We start from the raw sequence: 22,342 nt of genomic DNA on the forward strand, positions 1-22,342 counted from the left end.
TATGCTATAATATAGGTTGTGTCATAAATGAAAGAGCCGCTAAAGCTCTTTTATTTCTTTTATTTCCCTTCTCAAAATATTCTTATCAATCTCTATCGCCTTCCTGACATCCCGCTGGCACAGCGCCTGATACAATTCCTCATGCAACGGTATCGTCTCTGTAAAAGGGCTCTCCATATCCAAAGGAAAATTCCACATTGAATTCATCTGATTCGCCAAAAAAGCCAAAAGCTGTTCCAACACATCCCAATGACACATCCGGTATAGCTTCCGATGGAACTCCTCGTCTTCTTTGTTCTGTCTTTCGCCGCGATGGTATTTTTCCATCAGAACCTTCACAATCCCGCCTAACTCATCTAATTCTTCCTGCGTACTGTTCTGTACGACCAACTTGAGCATCTCTTTTTCCAGGATAAGACGTACCTCTAACATCTGAACAAGCGATTCCTGCTCTTTTACAATATCAACCTGATTATAAAGGGCTTCCTTGAAATTCTCTTTTACGTAAACGCCCTTCCCATTCTTTACCTCTAAAACGTCTTTGGCTTCTAACGTCTTGATTGCTTCCCGCAATGCAGTACGGCTTACCCCCATCATCTCAAGCATCTCAGCCTGTGAGGGCAGACGTTCTCCTGCTTTTAAATTATGTTCCTGTATATAATTCTTAATATAAGAAATAATTTCATATTGAAGAGACATTCTCTGTATTTTTGCCATTCTTTTTTGCCCCTAACTCTTATCCACGTTCTATATCCTATCATATAGCATAAAAATTGTCAATATTTGTATTATTTTTATCTTTTTTTAGTCATTTTGCACAATTTAGCTCCAAAATTTTTATCACTTTCCACCGCCTACTCCCTCCCAGAGACATAATTCGGATTCTCTTTGAACGCCTGCAGCAATTCCTGCCTTGGTTCCTCCTTAAAAACCTTCTTCCAGGATTTCAACAGATTATCCGACGTAACGCTGATAGATTCAATCCCGATAAAAGAAGAAACCGGCTGGTTCAAGACCGATTTCGCAGCCGCCAGCGCAATCGCCTGCCCCTGCTCATAAGGACACTGGGCGCTCAGCGCCTTAATCATGCCGCCCTTCGCCATGTTCAAGGCGTCCGCATAATCCAAATCACTGGTCACAATGGCAATATCCGTCCTGCCAAGCTCCGTCAACGCAGAGATCACCTCCATCGCCGGCCCGTCCCAGGAAATATAGAGCGCCTCGATTTCCGGATACCTTTTTATCAGCTCACCCGCCTTTTTATAAACCTCGTCCTCTTTCCCGAACCTGACCGTCTCGCACAACCGGAGGGATGGGTATTCCTCGCTCAACACCTGTTTTGCCGCGTTATCCCTCTGGGCCGTGGCATAAAAATCCGCCCCATGGACAATCATGCCATAGTTTTTCAGATTATGCCGCCGCATATATTCCCCCAGCCCATGCCCCATGTTCTGCCCGTGGGAATGTTCATTAATCGACACACAGGTCACATAATCCCCTGGTCCAAGCCCATCCGGGACATTGGAAATCAGAATCAGCCTGATGCCGCACTCCGTAATCTTTTGGAACGCCTCTGCCGTAATCTTCTGGTCGGTTGGAATGGCAATCAAAATATCCGGCTCTAACATCCTCAGGCTCTCAAGCTGCCTGCACTGAAGCTGTGGGTCAAAATGGGCGTCCGTCGTCCCGATAATGGAGATGCCCAGATTATCAAAAATATTCCTGATTCCTTTCAAATGCAGCTCCATCCACGCTTTTCCCGCATAGTGGAAAGATATGACCGCCGTCGCCTTTTTTGACCGGATACTCTGTACCTCTTCCTCCGACAGCAGCAATTCATTCATAGAAGAAGCCTTTTCCCCAAAAGGTCCCCGGCCGATTCCGCAGGTAGACGAACGCACCATAAGCTCCATAGGCAGCGTAATGGCCTGATAAACGTCTTTACAGGCAGGCATATTGGCGCACTCCTGATTCCCAATCCTCTTCATCAGCACAGAAACCGCCCGCCTGGCGAACTCTGCCGTATCAAGCTCTACCGTCGTAAGCGCCGGCGTATGCAAGGACGCCCAGTCAAAGCTGCCGAAACACACGATGGAAATATCCGCCGGGCATGTAATGTTGTGGGCGTCGATGTATTTTAAAAACGGAATCGCAACCGCATAGTTGGCAATCAACAGCGCCGTTGGCGCCTGCTCCCCGCCCAGGAGCTTATCCAGCACGTCGAACACATCCTGCTCCTTCTGCAAAAACGGATGAATATATTCCGGCGTCTCCAAAATACCATACTCCCCAAGCGCCTTCTGAAATCCGGCCAGCCGCCGGGGCGTCCGTCCCCGGCTCCTCCCCAGAAATCCGATTCGCTCATGCCCCTTCTTAATCAGATGTCTGGCGGCCTTATATGCGCCGTCCATCGTATCCGAATAAACCATATCCGCCATATAACCCTCGACTTCCCGCCCCAGGATGACTGCCGGTATCTTTGCCTCCGCCAAGATACCGCGCAAGATAACATCCTTTTCATCCGGAAAGACCAACGCCCCGGCTACCCCGTTGCCATCCAGCAGTATCCGGAAAAAAGCCTCCATTTCGGAAACATCTGAATTACACGCTACCGTAATCAAGGTATAGCCCGTATCTTTCAGATGTTCATCGACTTGCTGCTCGATACGGCGCTGAAAATCACTTTTTTTATCTGCAATCACCATCAAAATATACTGTTTCTTCGCCTGCACCGTCTGGGCAGACGCCTTTTTCACGATAAAATTCGGCAAGTCGTCCAATTCCCGGATTGCCCGTTCTACCTTCTCGACTTTTTCGGGGCTGACATATCTGGTCTTGTTCACCACATGAGATACGGTTGACGCCGATACGCCGGCCATTTTTGCGATATCATTAATCGTAGCCATAATCCAAAGTCTCCTACACTCTTATCATATCTTAATTATACCTTCCAGCGGAAAAAAGTCAATCTGCCGAAATTCATTATCGCACAACCAAAAGGCAGGAACCCGTCACATTACAGGTTCCTGCCTCTCAATTTTAATCTTCCACTTTTACCCACTGTCTGGTATCCGCCGATTTCATGACCGCGTCACAGACTCTCTCCACACGGTATCCAGTTTCAAAGCTGGTGCTTGGCTGGTATTCTCCGGCAATCGCCTTGATAAATTCGTACATTTCGATTGTCTTCAATTCGCCGTATCCAATATTCATTCCCGGAATATTCCAGGTAACTTCCCCATGGAAATGAGCCGGGCCGGTATAAATCGTCTTAAATCCCCTTCTGTCGTCCGGGTCGTCTGCAAAGCAAACCTGCAGTTCATTCAGCCTTTCATAATTGAACGCAATGCTGCCCTTTGTTCCGTGAAGCTCCACGGTAATGAAATTGTTCCTTCCCCATGCATTGCGGGTTGCCTCGATACTTCCCACTGCCCCGCTCTTGAATTTTACAAGAAATGCGTCCTCATCGTCCACGTCCACTTCTTTTCTTGGCGCTTCCGCCCCGAGCTTCACCGTTCCAAGCAGGTCTACGCCGCCTTCCTGCACCGGCCTTTCCTTGATATAAGTCTTCACCATGGAAACCACCTCGTCAATGTCGCCCGCAAGATACTGGGCAATATCGATGACATGGGAAGCGATGTCGCCCAAAGTCCCAGCCCCGGCAATGTCCTTCTGGAATCTCCATGACAGCGGAGAATCCGGGTCAGCCGACCAGCTCTGCAGATAGGTACAGCGGATGTTGAGAATATCCCCCACCGCTCCTTCCTCAATAAACTTCTTCGCCAGGTCAATTGCCGGAACCCTGCGGTACTGATAAGCGTTCATGCTTACAATCCCCTTCTTCGCCGCTTCCCTGGCCGCATCTGCCATAGCCTTGGCGTCTTCAAGCTTTGAAGCAATCGGTTTCTCACAGATAACATGCTTGCCCGCCTGCAATGCCGCAATAGCAATCGGGGCATGGGAGTCGTTAGGCGTACAGACGCTCACAACGTCAATCTCAGGGTCATTGACGATATCATGCCAATCCGTACAGCACTTCTCAAACCCGAACCTCTCTTTCGCCTCCTGCGCAATAGACGGCTCAATATCACAGATCGTCTTCAGTACCGGTACAGCCGGAGCCGGCCAGAAAAATTTCGGCATGTTAGAATATGCGACCACATGTGCCTTTCCCATAAAACCTGCCCCTACCAGACCTACATTTAATTTTTTCATGATTAACTCCTCCTACTTATTTTAATTTTAATTACTCTTCTTTCTCTGGCTCAAATTACTGATTGCCACCGCAAGGATGATGATTCCTCCCTTAATCATAGTCTGCTGCGCAGAACTCAGATTCGCAAGGATAACCGCGTTGTTCATCATCCCCATAAGCACAGAGCCGAACAACGCCCCGATGACTGAGCCGGTTCCGCCGGACATTGCGGTTCCGCCCAGCACTACCGCCGCGATGACGGACATCTCATCGCCGTCGCCATAGGAATACCGTCCCGCCTGCATCCGCGCCGCATACATGATTCCCGCAAACGCCGCGAATGCGCCCGACATGGTAAATGCGATGATTTTCACCTTCACCGTATTGATTCCACTGTAAATAGCAGAATTTTCATTTCCGCCGGTGGCGAGGATATGCCGGCCGAAGGCGCATTTATTAAAAATCAAAATACCGACGGCGTAGAACAGCACCGTCCACAACACGAGTACCGGAATCCCTGCCACGCTTCCGATTCCAAAAACTGTACAGAAGGCCTTGTTGTCAATGGGAACCGCCGCCGTATCCGTAATCCACATCGCCGCGCCCCTTACCAGTTCCATCGTACCCAAGGTGGCAAGAAAAGCCGGAAGCTTTAATTTTGTGACCAGCAATCCGTTGATACAGCCAACAGCCATGCCGAACCCAAGGCCAACAAGCAGCGCCAGCAGGATGCTGTTGGTCGCCTGCAGAACAAGAGATACCAGCATCGCCGTCATAGCAGTGACCGCCCCCACCGTCAAATCAATCTGTCCTGCCGCCATGACGAAGACGCCTGCCACCGCCATGACCGAAATCATTGCAGTCTGCCTCAGAATATTAATCAGGTTCCTTGGCTGCAAAAACCCTTTATTCCCAAGAATGACCGCAAACAGAATGAATACAGCGGCAAATATGATGTAGACCATGTATTTATCCCACTGTATGCTCTTTTTATTTTTGCTGAATTGCATATTGTAACTCCTCCTCCGCCTTTATGTCGCTCCGGCCGATTTCTCCTGTGATTCGCCCGTCGTATAAGGTAATAATCCGGTCGCAGACCGCCATCAGCTCTGCCAGCTCCGAAGATACGAACAGCACCCCTTTCCCCTCATCGGCATAAGTCCTGATAAGGTCGATGATTTCCGCTTTTGCGCCTACGTCTACGCCCGCCGTCGGCTCGTCTAGCATCATGACCTCTGGCTGCATGTTCATCCATTTGGCAATGATGACCTTCTGCTGGTTGCCGCCGGAAAGCAGGTTGATTCGTTTATGGATGTCGTCCGTCACAATATTGAGCTTGCTCACATTGTCGTTTACCATTTCCACCGCCGCTTTTTCATCCACGAAGATTCCATTTTTTCTCATCTTCGCCACTTTGGGCAGAATCGCATTCTCCTTGACCGAATGAATCAGGACAAGGCCCTTTTTCCTTCTGTCTTCCGGAATCAGTGCAAAACCGTTTCGGATTGCCTCCCCGGGATTTCCCATCTGGACGGCTTCCCCGTTAAGCATGACGGTCCCGCCTTCTCTTCTCCTCAGCCCAAACAGCGTTTCTAAAATCTCCGTCCTGCCGCTTCCCATCAGTCCCGCAAACCCAAGGATTTCTCCCTTTTTCAGGTGAAAGGAAATGTCTGCGATCCGTTCATTGACTTTCAGGTGTTCCACACTCAGCAAATCCGGCCCTGTCTGGTCGTAGGTTCTTGGAACCCAGTCGAATTTCTTCCCGGTGTTCTCACCCATCATATGCGCAATAATTTCATCCATCGTAATATCTGCAATCCGCCCCGTATGTACGATTTTCCCGTCCCGCAGGATAGAGATGCTGTCCGCAATCTCCATAATCTCACTCATACGGTGTGAAATGTATATCATGGAAACCCCTTTTTCCTGAAGCTCCTGCATCATCTTAAAAAGCTGTCTCGTCTCTGAGTCAGACAAGGAAGCCGTCGGCTCGTCCAGCACAAGAATCTTGGCATTCTTTTCCATGGCTTTTGCGATTTCCACCATCTGGCTCATGCCTACGCTTAACTTCCCTACCACCTCTTTGGGATTTACGTCAATTCCCAGCTCCTCTAAGACTTCCTGGGAGCGCTCCGTCATATAAGCTGTCTTTCTAAGCCCTTTTTCAACAACCTCTGCGCCAAGGAAAATATTTTCCTCCACCGTCATGCTCTGGACAAGGGACAATTCCTGGAATATCATTCCAATCCCATTCCTTTTTGCGTCGTGGGTATCCTGGATAGACGCTTCCTGCCCGTTGACTAAGATTTCTCCTGCGTCCTTTGTATAAACGCCTGTCATGATTTTCATAAGCGTCGATTTCCCGGCTCCGTTGCCCCCCACCAACGCGTGGATTTCTCCCTTTTTCAGGGAAAAATCCACGCCTTTGAGCACTCGTACCCCGAAGGATTTTTCAATCCTCCGCATCTCAAGCACGTATTGGTTCATCATGTCCTCCTTATTTGCCAGCCGCTTTCTCGAGCCAATCCGGCGCTGCCGCATGGTAAACATCCTCGTAGGCTTCCAGAATATTCGACTGCTCTACTCTCTTTGCCGAGACTGCCACATAGGTAGGAGCCTCTTTTCCCAGCAGGGAGTATGCGGCAAGTGTTGCTTCTGCCACACCCTGGTCATAGGGAAGCTGCGCCCCCAGCCCTACTACATTGCCTTCCGCAATTTCTTTTGCAATATTGTTTCCCAAATCTATGGTGGTCAGCTTTACTTCTTCGCTGGTAAGCCCTGACGCTTTGACAGAAGAAAGCACGCCTTCCATCGGAACGTCCCAGCTTGCATAAATGCCGTTAATCATGGGATACTGAGTCAGGATTGCATCCCCCTGCTCTGCACAGCCGTTCTCATCCGTAAAGCCCTGTTCCGTTACAATCTCGATATCAGGGTATTTGTCTGCCATGGTCTTGCGGAATCCCTCGTCCCTCTGGTTGGTCACGAAGAAATCTGCGTCATAATACACCATTCCAATCTGTCCTTTTCCGTCCAGCGCTTCGCCCATCAGCTCCGCAGCAACACAGCCGTTTCCATAATTATCTGCCGACACACAGCTTACATAATCCTCTCCTGCCGTCATGCCCGCCGGGACATTGTCCATGAACACCAGCTTCACCCCGTCTTTTGCAGCCTTTTGGAATGCGTCTGCGGTAGCCGTTGCGTCTGTGGGGATACTGACGATGACATCCGGATTTTTTGCCATGATTGTTTCGATATCGGATACCTGCTGCTCCGCCGAAAAATCTGCATCCGTAGTTGCCACCAGCTCGATTCCAAGCTCCTCAAAGGTTGCCTTTAACCCTTCAATCTGGGAGGTCGCCCAATCATTTCCGCCGTAATGCAGTGAGATTGCCGCTTTATACCCGCCGCTGCGGATTTTTTCCTTCTCTTCATCGGTCAGTGTAATCTCAGACGCAGGAGTCGCCTTCTCTCCATTAGGGCCTGTAGACATAATGCCGTTTTCATCTGCAGACGGCGCCTCTGTCTCCTCCTGCTTATCCTCATTCTGAACCTCTGACTGTGTTTCGCCGGGCGTCGCCCCTTCTTCGCCTGCCCCGTAGCTCTCGCAGCCGTTTAAGAGTACGGCCATCATTGACATTGTTAACAGAATACTTCCTATCTTTCTTTTCATGGTTTTTCCTCCTGTCTCTATTTTTATTGTTTAAAAGATCCTTCCTTTCAAGAATTCATAGGAGGTGCGGCATGCGTACAAAGAATCTCCGGCATAGCCGTCTACCTCTACGAGATAGTCCCCATCGTACTTTTTCTGCTTCAGGAAATCCAGCACTCCGTCAATATCCAGCCTGCCTGTGCCCAGAGGAGCAAATCCATTGTCGTCCAAATCCTTTAAGTGTACGAAGGAAATCCTGTCGTAGTATTTCTTTATGATGTCCAGCGGATTCCCGCCGCCAGCAGCCAAATGCGCCAAATCCGGGCAAATCTTGATGGAGGTCTTTGAGAACAGCTTATCGATCTGCTCCGGCGCCTCTGCCATGGAACCAAGATGTGGATGGTAGCTTGCTTCTAACCCATACTCCGCGAATATCTTTTCCGCCATATCAAGGCCCTTACCCAGCAGCGCGTAATCTTCTTCCTGAATGCCCTTCCCCCGGATTGCGCCGCCGCAGATTCCGATGTAGGTCACGCCTACTTCCTTTGCCGCTTTCGCCACCGTTTCCATATGGAACATCTCGTCTTCCAGCGCGTCCTGATAGATGAAGTTCGCCCCGACACAGACGCTCATCATTTCCGCCGAGTACTTTTGCAGCATGTCTTTCAGGACGGAAAGGTCGTTACAGTACTTTGTAAGGTTTCCCTCCAGGACTTCTATACTTTTGAAGCCGGTTTCCGTAATGCTTTTCAGGATTTCTTCGTCATTGCCCATCGTCAGATACCGGATATCCTTCACACTTGTCACTCCGGCGCCGTCCCCTACCAGAGGGCCAAAACCGTTTGTCATATAACCAACTCTCATCATTTCTTCCTCCTTGTTCGTTTTATGTATTTGCGCAAATTTTCTTTCGTGTTCATCATATTTCATTTCATCCTCTATGTCAATACGACTTTTTGCATAATAATGGGCATTGCTTTTTGTCTATTTTTCCTTATTGACTTTTATTTCGCATTACTCCATAATAGTTCTACAAAATATTTGCGCAAATTTTGCGCAAACAATAAAACATAAGAGCAGAAAGGAGCTTATTATGAAACTTGGATTTATCAGTTCCATCCTTGATACCTCTTCTTTTGAGGAGGTCATCGACACCGCCGCCGAACTTGGCTATGAGTGTGTCGAAGTCGCCTGCTGGCCGAAAGAAAAAGCAGCCAGACGTTATGCCGGAATCACACATATTGATATTGAAGCGCTCACCGAAAGCAGGATTGACTCTATCCTTGAATACTGCAGTATGAAGCATGTGGAGATTTCCGCCCTTGCCTATTATCCCAACACACTGTCCGAAGACCCCGAACAGCGCGAAAAGGCGGTCGGACACTTAAAAGCCATGATTGCCGCCGCGCCGCAGTTAAACGTCCATACAATAACCACTTTTATCGGCCGTATCCAGACCCTCACCGTTGAAGAGAATCTGGAAGTATTCAAAGAAGTATGGACTCCTATCATCCGGCTTGCCGAAAAATACAAGGTAAAAATTGCCATCGAAAACTGCCCCATGCTTTTCGGTGCAGACCAATGGCCCGGCGGACAGAATCTGATGACTACGCCCGCAATCTGGCGCAAAGCATTCAGCCTGATTCCAAGCGAATATTTCGGCCTGAATTACGACCCTTCCCATTTTGTATGGCAGCAAATGGACTACATCAAGCCTTTGTATGAATTCCGGGAAAAGATTTTCCATGTCCATTACAAAGACATCAAGGTCTACCATGATAAACTCAGCGACGTTGGGACCATGGCGTATCCTTTGGACTATATGTCTCCAAAGCTCCCTGGGCTTGGGGATGTAGACTGGGGAAAATACGTGTCTGCCTTGACAGATATCGGCTACAATGGCTATAGCTGTATCGAGATTGAAGACAAGGCTTTCGAGGATTCTTCCGAAAGAGTGCTGGACGCGCTCCGGCTTTCTTACGGTTATATAAGACAATTTGTTATCTGAAAGGAGAAAACACATGAACCCAAAGAGAATTAACATCGGACTCATCGGCGCCGGATTTATGGCAAAGGCACACTCCATCGCATACGCAGGTATGCCCATGTTCTTCTGGCCTGCCCCGGCGATTCCGGTAAAGAAAATGATTGTAGATATGAACATAGATATTGCAAGGGACGCAAAGGAGAAGTTTGCCTTTGAGTCTTACTCTGCCGACTGGCACGACATTGTCAGCGACCCGGAGATTTCGGTGGTGGATATCTGTACGCCCAACAATGTACACGCCGAGATTGCAATCGCCGCCGCAAAAGCGGGAAAACATATTCTTTGTGAAAAGCCCCTTGCGCTGACCTCCCAGGAGGCAGGGGAAATGTACCGGGCCGCCGCAGAAAACGGCGTGAAGACTATGGTGGCTTTCAACTACCGCAGAACGCCTGCCGTACAGCTTGCAAAAAAATATATTGACGAGGGGGCAATCGGAGACATCCTCGATTTCCGGGGAACCTATCTGCAGGATTGGTCTGCCCATCCGGACTCTCCTCTTTCCTGGCGTTTCCAAAAAAGCGTCTGCGGAAGCGGAGCGCTTGGGGATATCGGAACCCATGTGGTAGACATGCTTCGTTTTCTGGTAGGAGATTTTAAGCGGGTCAACGCCAGGACGGCGACTTATATCAAGGAGCGCCCGCTGCAATCCGGCGCGGCGGATACCCTTGGGAATCTCCGGGTAGGGCAGGACGCCCCGAAAGCGGCGGTGGATGTGGACGACCAGTGCATGTTCATGATTGAGTGTAAGAACGGGGCTTTCGGGAGTATCGAAGCGACCCGCAACGCATGGGGGCGCAATAATTATATTACTTTCGAGATTCACGGGACTAAGGGGTCTATTTACTTCAATTACGAACGGCGGGACGAGCTGCAGGTCTGCTTTGCCGACGACCCTGCCGACCGCCGGGGATTCCGGACGGTATACACAGGGCCGAACCATCCGTATGGAGAGGGATTGTGGCCGATTCCGGCGTTAGGCATCGGATATACCGAGACGAAAATTATTGAATGTTATGATTTCTTCCGTGCTTTGCAGAATGATACGGAGGCGTCCCCTAACTTCCGGGACGGATATGCAGTGGAATTGATATCGGATGCCATTCTGGAATCCGCAAAGAACCGTGAATGGGTGGAGGTAAAAGAAATCGTCTAGGCGAAACAAAGAGGGGGGCGGGAAATGCTATGTAGATTCAGGCCCATATAGCCATGATCAGCGTTCCAAGCACCATGAATGTAAGACCGACGGCTGCTTTTTTAGACAACTTTTCCTTGAATACTATATAGGAAAAGACCACGGTAACAAGAATGCTCAGCTTGTCGATGGGGACAACCACGCTGACTACGCCGTTCTGAATCGCGTAATAATAACATAGCCAAGATACGCCTGTGGCAAGGCCGGAGAGAGAAATATAGAGCAGCTCCCTCCGGTCAATCTCCCGAACCTGCCCCAGCTTTCCCTTTAACAATACGATTAACCACGCCATCACGAGAACCACCCCTGTGCGGACCGCTGTCCCCAGATTAGATTCCACACCGCTGATACCAATCTTTGCAAGAATCGCTGTAAGAGCGGCAAAAACCGCAGACGCGACAGCATATGGCATCCATATCCCATTCCCCTTTGCGCCGTCCGTCTCCTTCTGCTCAATCATCAGGAAAACACCCAGTGCGAGAAGCACAGTTCCTCCCAGCTTGACAGCCAAATGTTCTGTTTCGCCCAGCAGGAAAATAGCCATCAAAACAGAGAGAATGGTACTGGACTTGTCGATAGGGACTACTTTATTGACATCTCCGGCTGACAATGCCTTGAAGTAACAGATCCAGGACGCTCCTGTGGACAGCCCTGACAGAACCAGAAAGACGAAAGATTTCCCACTTATCTGTGTTATCGTCCCGCCAGAACCGACGATGGACACCATGATCCACGAAAACAGCAGAACCACCACAGTCCGCAATGCAGTCGCAACATCAGAATCTGTCTTTTTAATCCCACACTTTGCAAGAATTGCCGTCACCCCGGCAAAGAATGCGGAAAATAAAGCCATAATAAGCCACATAAAATCTTCCCTGTTAATCATGTTTGTCTCCCCTTTTTCGTTTCACTGCCTCTTGCCTAATCTGGGGCATTTCAAATGCACTCTTTCCGAATTTGCTTACTTTTCATTTCTGGACTCATTATACTATGATTCCCCGCCAAATACAAATATTTCTAAAATCCCTGCCTTATTTCCTGCAAGTTTCTTTCTGTAAAAGCCCTTCGGGCTGCTGCTCATATTCCTGTTCCCGCAAAAGCTCTGGCGGAGTTTTATGAAGCGCATATTCCGTAAATTTATCATCATAAACCCAGTCCTCCAATTTTCCAGTGCCGTCTCTGCTCTGGCGTTGATCAGCAGTCCTTTCTTCTGATACTGCGGGAATCCCCATTGCATTTCTGTAAGTTCCAATGCCGGTGAATTTTCCGCTGCAGAATCTGCTGATAACGAATTTTTCTGCTGGCTGTGGCAAGTCAAAATACCGGCAGACTGTGATGGGTAAATATCTCCTGTACACATTTTCTGTATCCGCAGATCTACTCCCCGGATTACCCGTTCAATTTCCTTGGCTGTCCCCTCATCTACATAGAACCTTCCGCACATAATGTTTCTCTCCTTTTCTTGTCGCAGGTTATCCATTCATCCAGCGTCAGCGGGGTGTAGTCTGAATACATGCAGAAACAATTAATCATATTCGACGGAATCGCCCGTTTCTCCCCATCCGGATTCTCACGGATACTGCGCCTTGTGATCTCCTGAAACTGTTCAACCAACCGCTGGTCATAGGTATCATGCACATGACCATAGAGCATATATACTTTAGGATTCCCATTTCCGTCCAGACAATACTGCCCGTTATAACACATGATGGGGTAGTGGCAGAGGATGACCTTCCGCTTGTTATCCTGTAGTTCCTCATAAGGCTTGATCCAGACAAAACGGCTGGCATTGTAGTCCTTATTCTTCAGGAACCGGTCATGGTTCCCCTGAATCAGATAGAGCCTCCCGTTCAGCTTCCCTAGCAGTTCATTGGTTTCTTCCGCCTTGCCCCATGACAAGTCTCCCAGAATCACAACCTCATCATTCTTCCGGACTTTCGCGTTCCATTTCTGCAACATGTATCCATTCATTTCCTCCGCATCCGCAAATCCCCGGCAGTCCATCTTTGTATTCAAGTTCCCGTGAAAGAAATGCGGGTCTGCAATATAATATCTCAATTTATTTCACCTGCTTATCCTGTAATTTTGGCAATTTCGACTTTGATTGCTGTTTATCATTCGCAATTAATAATCATATTGTATGTAATCAGGCCGGGAAAATCAACTGCAGATTATTCCAACTACAGAACCTGCCACTGGCAGCTTCCTCCGTATGCTATGGCAAGTCAACAATTGCTTTTTTTCGCCTGGCAAAACAAAAAATAGCTCCCGGCAGATATCTGTTGGAATCTCATAATTTATTTTTTTGTGCTTCTGTCACAAATGAAATACTGTTGGATGTAAGCAGCAGCTTTTTCAGTCTCTCCGGCTCGTCAAATGCCACCAGCCTTCCTTTTGCAATAATAAGGACCTTCTCACAGATTGCCCGTACCTCCGAGAGAATATGGGAGCTGAAAATAACAGAATCTGGATAGGATCCAGCCCTACCGTGGGTTCATCCAGAATGATTGGAGAGCAGCCTGTAAAAGAGATTAAAACATTTTTTTCCTGCATCATTTCGCCAATTCGCCTCCTTTGTACAAATCCTCTTTATCTACCCGCTGTTTTAAGAATAAAGCTAAGAGTGCGGACAAAATCCTTGCATTTACCGTACTCCACCAGATCATGATCTGGCCTCCGAACAGAGGCGGCAGGATCAGCATGAGGACCAGCATAAAAACTGGTTCTATAAAAGTTAAAATATAAGAATACATGCTTTTTTCCGTTGCATAGAAGCTTGCCGTCGCCACACGGATGATTGCGACAAAAGGCACAGAAACCAGGAAGATCGGTATGATCTTTGCAATCTCTATATTAACTTCACTGGAAGCGTCAAACAGGGTCCCTAAGCTGTTCCTCATTAAAAACATCACAATGCATCCCACTACAGATAAGATCAGGGCAAATGCATACGCCATTTTCCGGAAGCTTTTCAACCTGGTATAATCCTTTTCCCCGTAACACTGGCTGAGCAGCGGCTGGCATCCGTCGCCCACGCCCTGGAAGAGCAAATAAATGATACAGATGATATAGGCAATACACGCATAAGTGGCGATTGCCTTCTCGCCTCCATAGGACATGGAGAAACGGTTGATAATGATCAGGGAGATATTCGGGCTCATGGCAAGGCCAAAGGGGGCAATCCCAACCTTGATGATATCCGCCGCTGTCCTTCCCAGCTTTGAGAATGCAATGTGTAACGTAAACTGCTTTTTGCGCAATAAATAAACCAGTGCGATCAGCATCGTGACACCCTGACCGATGATCGTTGCGATGGCGGCTCCGGCAACACCTTGCTCTAATTCCCATACAAATACATAGTCAAGAAGCATATTTGTCAAAAAGCCTGCTATCATGGCGATCATTGCATAGAAGGAGCCGCCGTGATTCCGGATAAACGGGATCAGTCCGGTTCCGATGATCTGCAGTGCCGCACCCAGGGCAATAATGGCAATGTATTCTTCCCCAAGTGACAGGATTTCCCCTCCCGCGCCCAACAAGCTCAAAAGCGGCCTGTTTAATACGAAGATCAAAAATGTGAAGAGGATACTGGAAAGGATCAGAACCCATAATGCGCCTGCCGTAAACTCCCTGGCCCTTTTCTCCTGTTTCTCCGCCGTATTGATGGAATAATAGATTGCGCCGCCCATACCGATCCCTGTACCTATCGCCTGGATGACTGCAACGATTGGGTACGCAATGTTCACGGCGGACAGCCCTACGTCACCGATACTGTTTCCTACAAAAAACCCATCTACAATCGCATAAACTCCCGATAATGCGAAAGACAATACAGATGGGAGCACAAATTGAAAAAAGATTCTTAAATCACGCTTATTCATTTCTACCTCCTGCCCTTATTAGTCTATATATGTACTTTATATAGCATAGTCCATATATTTACTAAATGTCAAATACTTTTTTAAAATTTTTCTTTATTATTTCTTGACTAAAGCAATAATAAGTACCATTATAGTATATATAGTTACTATAATAAAATCTAAAAGGAGTATAATAATGACTATAATGGACAAATTAGTATTTTATATGGTACTCATTATTATTTTTGAAACCATCCTGGAATGTCTGCGGAGGCCCTTCGACCATCTGGTTTTAGGTGTAAATTGGTTAGGAACTATCACGAAATAATATGTATAGATTGCGCAGGATAAATTTGTATAGGCCTGCTTTCATACATGACCCGGAGCTCTTACTCCTGGTCGAACCTACCAGCGGCTATCAGGAAGAGTTTGTGATTATGGGCTTTCTTGCAATCGCTTTATATGCGATTGGTATTGTATGGTTTTAAAAGAAAGACCTGCCGCTGTAAATAAGAAAATTCTTGCAATCAGTATTCCAGTATACTATAATAACCTTTGAAAAGACTGGATAAAAGTAACAGGGCGGCTTGTCTGAACTGTCGCGGATAAGAAACAATACATTGAAATAAGGAGGAGATGCTATGCTGACTGATGAAGAAAAATTGTGGCAAGTATGGGGGCAGGCAGGTTCACTATATGATTTTTGGGCTGCTTCTAAGAACATCAATTACTATCTGCTCTTTGTCCTGTACACCCTGGATGGACAAAAGACCATGACACAGAAAAAGATCTGCAATTCTACAGGTCTGACAAAGCAGACGGTAAATAATGTGATTCGTTCCTTGAAAAAAGAAGGGTATGTGACCCTCTCACCAGGTACCGGAGACAAACGCGAAAAACAGGTTTCCTTAACGGAAAAAGGTGCTTCTTATGCACGGGAATTACTGGTGCCGCTTAATGAGCTGGAACACCGCGTACTGCAGATCATGGGAAACGGCAGAGTACAGCAGATGGTTGATTCCATCACTTTGTATAATACGATCTTTGAAAAAGAAATGGCACGAAAATTAGAGAACGAATAGGCGGTCCACTTGTGATTGAAGATTTCAGGACGGCAGATCAGTCAGATCGGTCAGAGTTTACCGGAATATTCTCTATGCTGTGTAGCGCCACAATTCATAAACCATATTTACCGAAGTAAAACTTTTCGCAACCCCGCCCTTTAAATTTACCACTTACTCAACCGAACAAGTCCGGTCTGTTTCCATTAGATCAATAATAGTCTGATAGGTAATCTCCCTGACAGTAGTTATGCCCTGATCAAAAAGCAGTAAAAGGGCCTCTGAACAGATGATGCGTGTGTATTCCAAAGTCCGGGCAGTGTATTTATTGCTGCAATCGTCAAGATAACTGTCCAATTCATCCCTCAATGTGTCCGGGAGTTTATGGTAATGTGAACGGTTGAGATATAAATACCGGTCAGATATCGTGCCGGTTTCTGCCATTTCTTCCAATTGAAAGATATATTGCATTCTGCGGGGCTCAGCGTCCACTGATGCGTTTTAGAGTGGCCACCTTGCGGAGCAAAACGGCCGCTCGTTTGACGGTAATTATCGTCTATTAATCATAATCGTGTAATGCTTGGTTGCCCTCTTTACGATAGAGTTCGCTGATATCTCATCGTTCATAATCATTGGCTTCCAGTTTTCCGGTGCCCTTTGAGAACAGATGATGGTACTTTTCTGTCTCTCTGACCTGCCCTCCAATAGTGCAAATAAAATCTTGATCTCTGCCTCATCTTCAATTGTGTGAAGAAGAAAATCATCCAATATCAAAATATCCTGTTTGAACAATCCAGCTATTTTCCGCTCGTATTTACCGTAATCCAGCTGCTTCTGTGATGAAAGACTTTCCAGCAGTTCCTCACAGTGGAAATATCCTACCCGGTAATCCATACACGCTTTTATGCCGATTGCCTTTGCCAGATAGGTTTTTCCAGTGTCAGATGCGCCCAGAATGCAAATGTTAAAACCTTTTGGAACAAATTCCAGTGTTGACAAGAGTTGCGGAATTCCAGGCGGCAAGTATTCCCTTTCCCCGGAATCCTTACAGTTCTCAATCTCTGCGGGGCATCCTATGAGCTTTGCCGAACGAAGACGGTTATTTATCCGTTTACTGATTTTATCCCTGTATTCAGGAGATATAAGCTCTGAGAGCAGCGTAAGGTGGTCCATCTCAAGGAATCCAGGAGAAGCGTAGAGCTTATCCAGTTCCGCTGCCATATTGGGCAGTCCCAGCTCGTTTAATTCATCCACAAGCGTATTCAGAAGGTTGCTTCCAGTGAGCATTACTGGGCACCTCCCCTCTGCCTGTCTGCCAGCTCCTTGCTGCGGCTTAAAAGCTTATTTATATCCGTTGCATCGGAGTTCATGGCGTATCCGCCTTTTTCTGCCGGAGCAGCACCGCCTTTGCGAACCTCTACACCCATTTCATTCGCGACCGCGGGAATGGTGTTCTTTATGAATGTATATGTGGTTTTTCCACAATCAATGGCACGGCGGCAACATTCCTCCAATACAGGCTTCCCATATTTGCTGCTAAAGTTGACTACACCGAGGCACATACGGTATGTCTGGACCTCATATTTGCGGCACTTAAGGATGCTTTGGATGACCGCCTCCGTCGATGCCCCTACGAGCCTTGCCTTATTAATAAAAAATGCCGCGTTCCATTGACCATACCCCGGATAGTTAGCAGGAAGATCATCGGGATTTGTGGACCATTTGCCCTTATACTCCGCACGGGGCCATTCACACAGGAATTCGCCCTGCTTGCTATAAATACGTACAAAGGATGCTGTCGCTTTTATCAAAACTTCCTTATGCACATATTTCTTATTTACGCTATAATAAGCATTGTCAAAGCGGACATGGAAATCGCTTGATACTTTTGCCGTCCGTCTCTCCGTGTACTCATAATGCACGGAGGGAAGCGGCATCAACTCCATTCTTTCTTCTTGCCAGTAGAAGTATCTGTTATGTTCCTTTTTCTTAAAAGGTTCCTTATTTAGTTGATCAAGAAAACCCCTTAAATCCTGATTGAACTGCTCTAGGGAAAAATACTGGCGTTCTTCCATTTCATGAAAAAAGCCCTTTTCTAAAATACCCACTGCATTTTCGACAGAACTCTTATACTTCGGTTTGCGAACCTTCGCAGGCAGGATAACCGTCTGGTTATGTTCCGCCCATTCAGCATAATCCTTATTAAGCTCTGGTGCGATCCAATCCTTGTTTGCAATAACGGCCTGCTTGCAGTTATCACAGATTACAATTGCAGGGACTCCGCCAAAGTAGTCCAGAGCGTGGTTGTTCACATCAATCCAATGAGGCTCCTTTGTTGAAAGCATGCCTTCTGCATAGATGTATTGGGAATAGGGTAGAATGGCAACGAATACAACGGCCATATAGATCTCACCAGTTAATGGATCCGTGATACCAAAAGTCTTTCCGGCGAAGTCTACCTCCATCTTCTCGCCGATGACAGCATTGAAATGTAAGGTCTCCGTATTTTCTTCGCACCATTCGGAGTAATGTTCGCAGAACTGACGATACTGGTAATAACGTCTACCTGTCTCCTCGCACTTCTTCTTATACCTGTTCCAGAGAAATACCAGTGTCATGTTCTTTCTGGTGGAGAGCTGCCTGTGCACATCCTCGTAATCAGGATATTCGATATTCGGATTTCTGCCATTGTTTCCAGGCGGGTTTCCATACACCAGTTCAGCTATTCCATAGTTGGTAATACCGTTAGGGAGTGGATAGCTGATGGCATTGCACTCCTCAAATGATTTCAGGAACTCATTGACTCCTGACTTGCTGGCACCAATCTGTTTAGCAATCTCTCTGCCAGACAGATTCAACGCATAGCGTTTGATAATGATTGTTCTGTAGTCAAGCATTCATTATCCTCCTTCAAATGGATTTATTTACCTCTTTAAAAGGCATAGCTCCATTATGAAAGGATTCAATTTATAAAAGCAACGGCCTGCGGCCGATTAGCTTCGCATTGCGGCCGTTTTGCTCCGCAAAACCGGCCGTTGGGTGTCGCAATATGCAGATATATTGTTTCCAGACCTCATATCTTTGGCTTGGATATTCACTTTTAATAAGTGAAAGCCATTCATCTCTTGCTTTTTCTGAATATTCCTGTCTGATTTAAGAATTCCTCCAAAGAATCATAGGAATCTTTATGAGACCACCGGCTGCTGGAACATTCTTTCTTTTCTTTTAGTAGAGACATTACTGCGTCAACAGTTGTTTGGTAATCCATGAAATCACCATCCTTTCAAAAATTTATAGTGATTTCATTATCGCACAAATATTTTTATCCTCATACTCTTGAGCTAAATAGCTTATAAATAGGGGATGTATCAAAAAGATGAGGATAAAAATATCGTGAGAATAAGCCTGTGATCAGATAGAGCGTAAGTAAGAAATAATCCGTACCCGTTCATAAATCTATACATTTGGTAAAATATGTCCTAAAGATGAATATCGTTTCATCCGCACTTTGAAAAAAATCCACCTAACAGTTTCTGCTAAGTGGGTGTGCCCTCTGAGCGTTTGGTACGACAGTTTTCCGGTATTGTTTCAGACCATGGCAATAGTGGAAGAATCTCTTCTTTTGTCGGAATTGGCGCCAGATCTTTCATCTTTTCCGATAGATAGGTCAGATAATCATAAGGCTTGAGTCCGTTTAGGATTGCCGTTTCTGTTATGCTATATACGGTTGCACTGGCCTCTGCTCCTTTGATGCTCTTGGAAAACAGCCAGTTGCGGCGTCCTACTGCAAAGTTTTTAATGGCTCTCTCTGCGGCCGTATTATCAATACTCAAATGCCCATCATCTAAGTATCTTCTTAGGTATTGCTTCTGGTTTATCGTATACAAAACCGCTTCTCCTATTTTCGATGACCGGTCTACAGCATCCTCCAGAGAATGTAGCCACTCAAATAAGGCATCTAAAAGCGGTTTTGACTGCTTTTGACGCTCAGTATATTTTTCCTCCGGCGATTTGCCGCGGATCATTTCTTCTATCTTATAGAGCATGCCGATCCGGCCCATTGCCTGATATGCAGTTGTTTCTTTCAGCTGCTCTTTGGTGAAATCTTTTTTCAATGTTGTAAGGGCTTCATCAAAGCGGCGCCTTGCATGGGCCATGCACCCTGTTACGGTGATCCTCTCTGGGAGACTATGGTACGCCTGGTATCCATCACAGGTAAAATAACCCTCAAATGTATCTCCCAGAAACTCCACCGGGTGGTAGCCGCCCCGGGTTCTCTCATACTGGAAGAGGACCATTCTCGGAGACCCGCTGTTCTCATCCGTAAGATATACCCACATCCAGTTCTGTGTCGTACCTTTCTGCTCTGGTTCGTCTATGACCTGGATCCGTGTCTCATCACCATGAACATACTTACTGCGCAAGAATTCCTCTTTCATCAGGTCATAGACTGGCTGGAGATACCGCCCGGCACACAAGATGATCCAGTTTGCCATCGTTTTGGTTGACAGGTTCAGATCATACCGTGCGAATTCCCGCTCCTGGCGTGCAAGCGGCATCCCATTTACATATTTGGCATTCAGGATCCCTGCAACCAGGGACGGTGTGGCAACGCTCCCTTTCATAAGTGCAGGGGGCTTCTCTGGCCGCTGCATTTTTCCACATTTCGGACAGCTGTAAATATAGGTGATCTCTTCTATGACACCAGCGGAAAATGCTGGAACATCAGTTGGGACATATTGAAAGCCTTGGGTCTTTGCTTACGGATTTGGATGAAGATATCAAAAAAACAGATTCTATCAAGTGGGCGATAGAGGCTTTGGATGCCATCCCAGGAATTGGCAGGAGGAGTGCGGAACGCATTCTGGCAGAAACAGGAGTGGAAATGGAACACTTCCAAAATGAATCCCGTTTCAGCTCATGGGCAGGTCTCGTGCCGGAATGTAAGGAAAGTGCCGGCAAAAAAATGAGTACAAGGATACGGAAAGGAAATAAATATTTAAAAGCAACCCTGGTAGAATGTGCACGTTCTGCAATACGAAATAAGCAGAGCTATTTATACTCACGCTATCAACGGATAGTCGCACGACGGGGAGGGAAGCGTGCAATTATAGCGGTAGCACACACGATGCTGATAGCAATCTATCATATGTTAAAAGAGAAAGTGCCTTATTGTGATTTGGGGCTGCTCATTATACTACACCACTTTACAAGTTTTTTCATAAAAAAAATATCGTACAGAACTTTCTGATGTATAATGAGTTTACGACAACCATTACGAAAGAAAGTGATTCTGTACGATAAACTCATTATACAACAACAAGGGCCTAATTGGTAGACTTCATCAATATTTTTCTATTTATTTTGATACATTTTCCACTCCAACTGCTGAAACGTTGTTTCTATTGGTGCTATCCATTTTAGCAATGGAATCTGGTCATTCCATTCGTTTTCTTTATAGACATTTTTTGTCTGGTATTACAGAAAAATCTTTGAATGCGTTTTACTATGCCTGCTCTTATGCAAAAGCGGATTACTCTAAATTTATGAATGTTACAGCGTCTGTTGCTTTAAAACTGATCCCGGATATCCTACGCAGTCACCCTGTCTTTCTGTGTATTGATGATACTATGGTGTCTAAGTTCGGAAAAAAGTTTGAACATGTATCAAAACTTTTCGACCATGCTGCGCACAATGGCTCCAACTACCTGAATGGTCACTGCTTTGTTAGCCTTATGCTCTGCGTTCCTGTATGGAGAAACCAACAGATTGTTTACCTTTTTGTTCCATTAGGATACCGTATGTGGAAAAAGGAGATCTCTAAGCTAAATCTGGCTGCTTCTATGGTGCGGCAGGTTATGCCTTGTTTCTCTTTCTGTAAGAATGTTATCATCCTCTGTGATAGTTGGTATGCCAAAAAGGATCTGGTATGTGTTGTAGATGAATATAAAAATCTGGATATCATCTGTAATGCCAGATCAGATTCCGTCATTTATGATCTTACTCCGCCGCCTACAGGCAAAAGAGGCAGACCAGCCAAGCATGGGAGACACCTTTCCCTGGAGGAAGATTTTGTTCTTTCGGCTGAAAAGATTGGAGACTACTATCTGGGGGTACGCCGAGTCCTGAGTAACCTCTTTGGCCAGAGGGAAATCCTTGCCTATGTGACGGCAACTGAAAAAGCCCAAGGTCCCAGACGTTTATTTTTCAGCACTATTTTTCCAAATCAGATAGAACTCTTCTGTGCATGGCAGGAAAAAGCACCGCTGAACCAGACCGGAAGTGAGCGTATGCAGTTTATTCCAATACTGTGTTACTATTTTAGATAGAAT

19 protein-coding genes and 1 pseudogene are annotated in these 22,342 nt (G+C 46.6%); 5 read left to right on the top strand and 15 right to left on the bottom strand.

Annotated features, from left to right (window positions below):
• Positions 1–39 precede the first annotated feature (39 nt).
• From AC6I3O_RS20560 to AC6I3O_RS20590, 7 genes are all read right to left on the bottom strand, one after another.
• Positions 40–717 carry a FadR/GntR family transcriptional regulator gene (locus tag AC6I3O_RS20560; RefSeq protein ID WP_497852486.1) on the bottom strand — a complete coding sequence of 226 codons (678 nt, stop codon included), beginning with the start codon at positions 715–717 and terminating at the stop codon, positions 40–42.
• 137 nt (positions 718–854) lie between these two features.
• The gene (locus tag AC6I3O_RS20565; protein WP_497852487.1) at positions 855–2,906 is read right to left on the bottom strand and encodes a LacI family DNA-binding transcriptional regulator; all 2,052 of its coding nucleotides are present in this window, start codon (positions 2,904–2,906) and stop codon (positions 855–857) included.
• A gap of 133 nt (positions 2,907–3,039) precedes the next feature.
• A complete protein-coding gene (locus AC6I3O_RS20570) occupies positions 3,040–4,215 on the bottom strand; it encodes a Gfo/Idh/MocA family protein (RefSeq protein ID WP_497852488.1) in 1,176 nt (391 codons plus the stop codon).
• 27 nt (positions 4,216–4,242) lie between these two features.
• Entirely contained in the window at positions 4,243–5,205 is a 963-nt protein-coding gene (locus AC6I3O_RS20575) for an ABC transporter permease (protein ID WP_497852489.1), read from the bottom strand.
• Positions 5,186–6,745, bottom strand: coding sequence for a sugar ABC transporter ATP-binding protein (locus tag AC6I3O_RS20580; protein ID WP_497852490.1), 1,560 nt, complete (start codon positions 6,743–6,745; stop codon positions 5,186–5,188). The genes AC6I3O_RS20575 and AC6I3O_RS20580 overlap by 20 nt, the downstream gene beginning before the upstream one ends.
• A complete protein-coding gene (locus AC6I3O_RS20585) occupies positions 6,693–7,871 on the bottom strand; it encodes a substrate-binding domain-containing protein (protein ID WP_497852491.1) in 1,179 nt (392 codons plus the stop codon). The genes AC6I3O_RS20580 and AC6I3O_RS20585 overlap by 53 nt, the downstream gene beginning before the upstream one ends.
• A 30-nt stretch (positions 7,872–7,901) precedes the next feature.
• The gene (locus tag AC6I3O_RS20590) at positions 7,902–8,717 is read right to left on the bottom strand and encodes a sugar phosphate isomerase/epimerase family protein (RefSeq protein WP_497852492.1); all 816 of its coding nucleotides are present in this window, start codon (positions 8,715–8,717) and stop codon (positions 7,902–7,904) included.
• A 226-nt stretch (positions 8,718–8,943) separates the two neighbouring features.
• Here AC6I3O_RS20590 and AC6I3O_RS20595 point away from each other — a divergent pair, with 226 nt between their 5' ends.
• Positions 8,944–9,858: a sugar phosphate isomerase/epimerase family protein gene (locus AC6I3O_RS20595; RefSeq protein WP_497852493.1), complete on the top strand. Its 915-nt coding sequence runs from the start codon at positions 8,944–8,946 to the stop codon at positions 9,856–9,858.
• Positions 9,859–9,871: 13 nt separating this feature from the next.
• Positions 9,872–11,050 carry a levoglucosan dehydrogenase gene (locus tag AC6I3O_RS20600; RefSeq protein ID WP_497852494.1) on the top strand — a complete coding sequence of 393 codons (1,179 nt, stop codon included), beginning with the start codon at positions 9,872–9,874 and terminating at the stop codon, positions 11,048–11,050.
• A 37-nt stretch (positions 11,051–11,087) separates the two neighbouring features.
• On the opposite strand, the gene AC6I3O_RS20605 is transcribed toward AC6I3O_RS20600, so the two are convergent.
• From AC6I3O_RS20605 to AC6I3O_RS20620, 4 genes are all read right to left on the bottom strand, one after another.
• Positions 11,088–11,954 carry an EamA family transporter gene (locus AC6I3O_RS20605; protein WP_497853547.1) on the bottom strand — a complete coding sequence of 289 codons (867 nt, stop codon included), beginning with the start codon at positions 11,952–11,954 and terminating at the stop codon, positions 11,088–11,090.
• A 123-nt stretch (positions 11,955–12,077) separates the two neighbouring features.
• Positions 12,078–12,533, bottom strand: coding sequence for an SOS response-associated peptidase family protein (locus AC6I3O_RS20610; RefSeq protein ID WP_497852495.1), 456 nt, complete (start codon positions 12,531–12,533; stop codon positions 12,078–12,080).
• A complete protein-coding gene (locus tag AC6I3O_RS20615; RefSeq protein ID WP_497852496.1) occupies positions 12,512–13,147 on the bottom strand; it encodes a metallophosphoesterase in 636 nt (211 codons plus the stop codon). The genes AC6I3O_RS20610 and AC6I3O_RS20615 overlap by 22 nt, the downstream gene beginning before the upstream one ends.
• A gap of 494 nt (positions 13,148–13,641) precedes the next feature.
• On the bottom strand, positions 13,642–14,970 hold the full coding sequence (locus tag AC6I3O_RS20620) for an MATE family efflux transporter (protein WP_497852497.1): 1,329 nt from the start codon (positions 14,968–14,970) through the stop codon (positions 13,642–13,644).
• 620 nt (positions 14,971–15,590) lie between these two features.
• Between AC6I3O_RS20620 and AC6I3O_RS20625 the strand changes: the two genes are divergently transcribed.
• Positions 15,591–16,031, top strand: coding sequence for a MarR family winged helix-turn-helix transcriptional regulator (locus tag AC6I3O_RS20625; protein WP_497852498.1), 441 nt, complete (start codon positions 15,591–15,593; stop codon positions 16,029–16,031).
• A gap of 153 nt (positions 16,032–16,184) precedes the next feature.
• Here the strand turns inward: AC6I3O_RS20625 and AC6I3O_RS20630 are convergent, their stop codons facing one another.
• The 4 genes and pseudogenes from AC6I3O_RS20630 to tnpC form a co-directional block, all read right to left on the bottom strand.
• Positions 16,185–16,454: a hypothetical protein gene (locus AC6I3O_RS20630; protein WP_497852499.1), complete on the bottom strand. Its 270-nt coding sequence runs from the start codon at positions 16,452–16,454 to the stop codon at positions 16,185–16,187.
• A 105-nt stretch (positions 16,455–16,559) separates the two neighbouring features.
• The gene (locus tag AC6I3O_RS20635; RefSeq protein WP_497852500.1) at positions 16,560–17,297 is read right to left on the bottom strand and encodes an ATP-binding protein; all 738 of its coding nucleotides are present in this window, start codon (positions 17,295–17,297) and stop codon (positions 16,560–16,562) included.
• Entirely contained in the window at positions 17,297–18,907 is a 1,611-nt protein-coding gene (gene istA / locus AC6I3O_RS20640) for an IS21 family transposase (RefSeq protein ID WP_497852501.1), read from the bottom strand. The genes AC6I3O_RS20635 and istA overlap by 1 nt, the downstream gene beginning before the upstream one ends.
• A 639-nt stretch (positions 18,908–19,546) precedes the next feature.
• Positions 19,547–20,713 (bottom strand): annotated as a pseudogene (gene tnpC / locus AC6I3O_RS20645) (IS66 family transposase); the annotation flags it as partial.
• A 26-nt stretch (positions 20,714–20,739) separates the two neighbouring features.
• On the opposite strand from tnpC, the gene AC6I3O_RS20650 reads away from it, so the two are divergent.
• Together AC6I3O_RS20650 and AC6I3O_RS20655 are read left to right on the top strand one after the other, a co-directional pair.
• Positions 20,740–21,261 carry a transposase gene (locus AC6I3O_RS20650; protein ID WP_497852502.1) on the top strand — a complete coding sequence of 174 codons (522 nt, stop codon included), beginning with the start codon at positions 20,740–20,742 and terminating at the stop codon, positions 21,259–21,261.
• Positions 21,262–21,367: 106 nt separating this feature from the next.
• On the top strand, positions 21,368–22,339 hold the full coding sequence (locus AC6I3O_RS20655) for an IS701 family transposase (RefSeq protein WP_497853549.1): 972 nt from the start codon (positions 21,368–21,370) through the stop codon (positions 22,337–22,339).
• Positions 22,340–22,342 lie beyond the last annotated feature (3 nt).

The sequence above is a fragment of the Sporofaciens sp. St.21A7 genome (genome assembly GCF_059728535.1).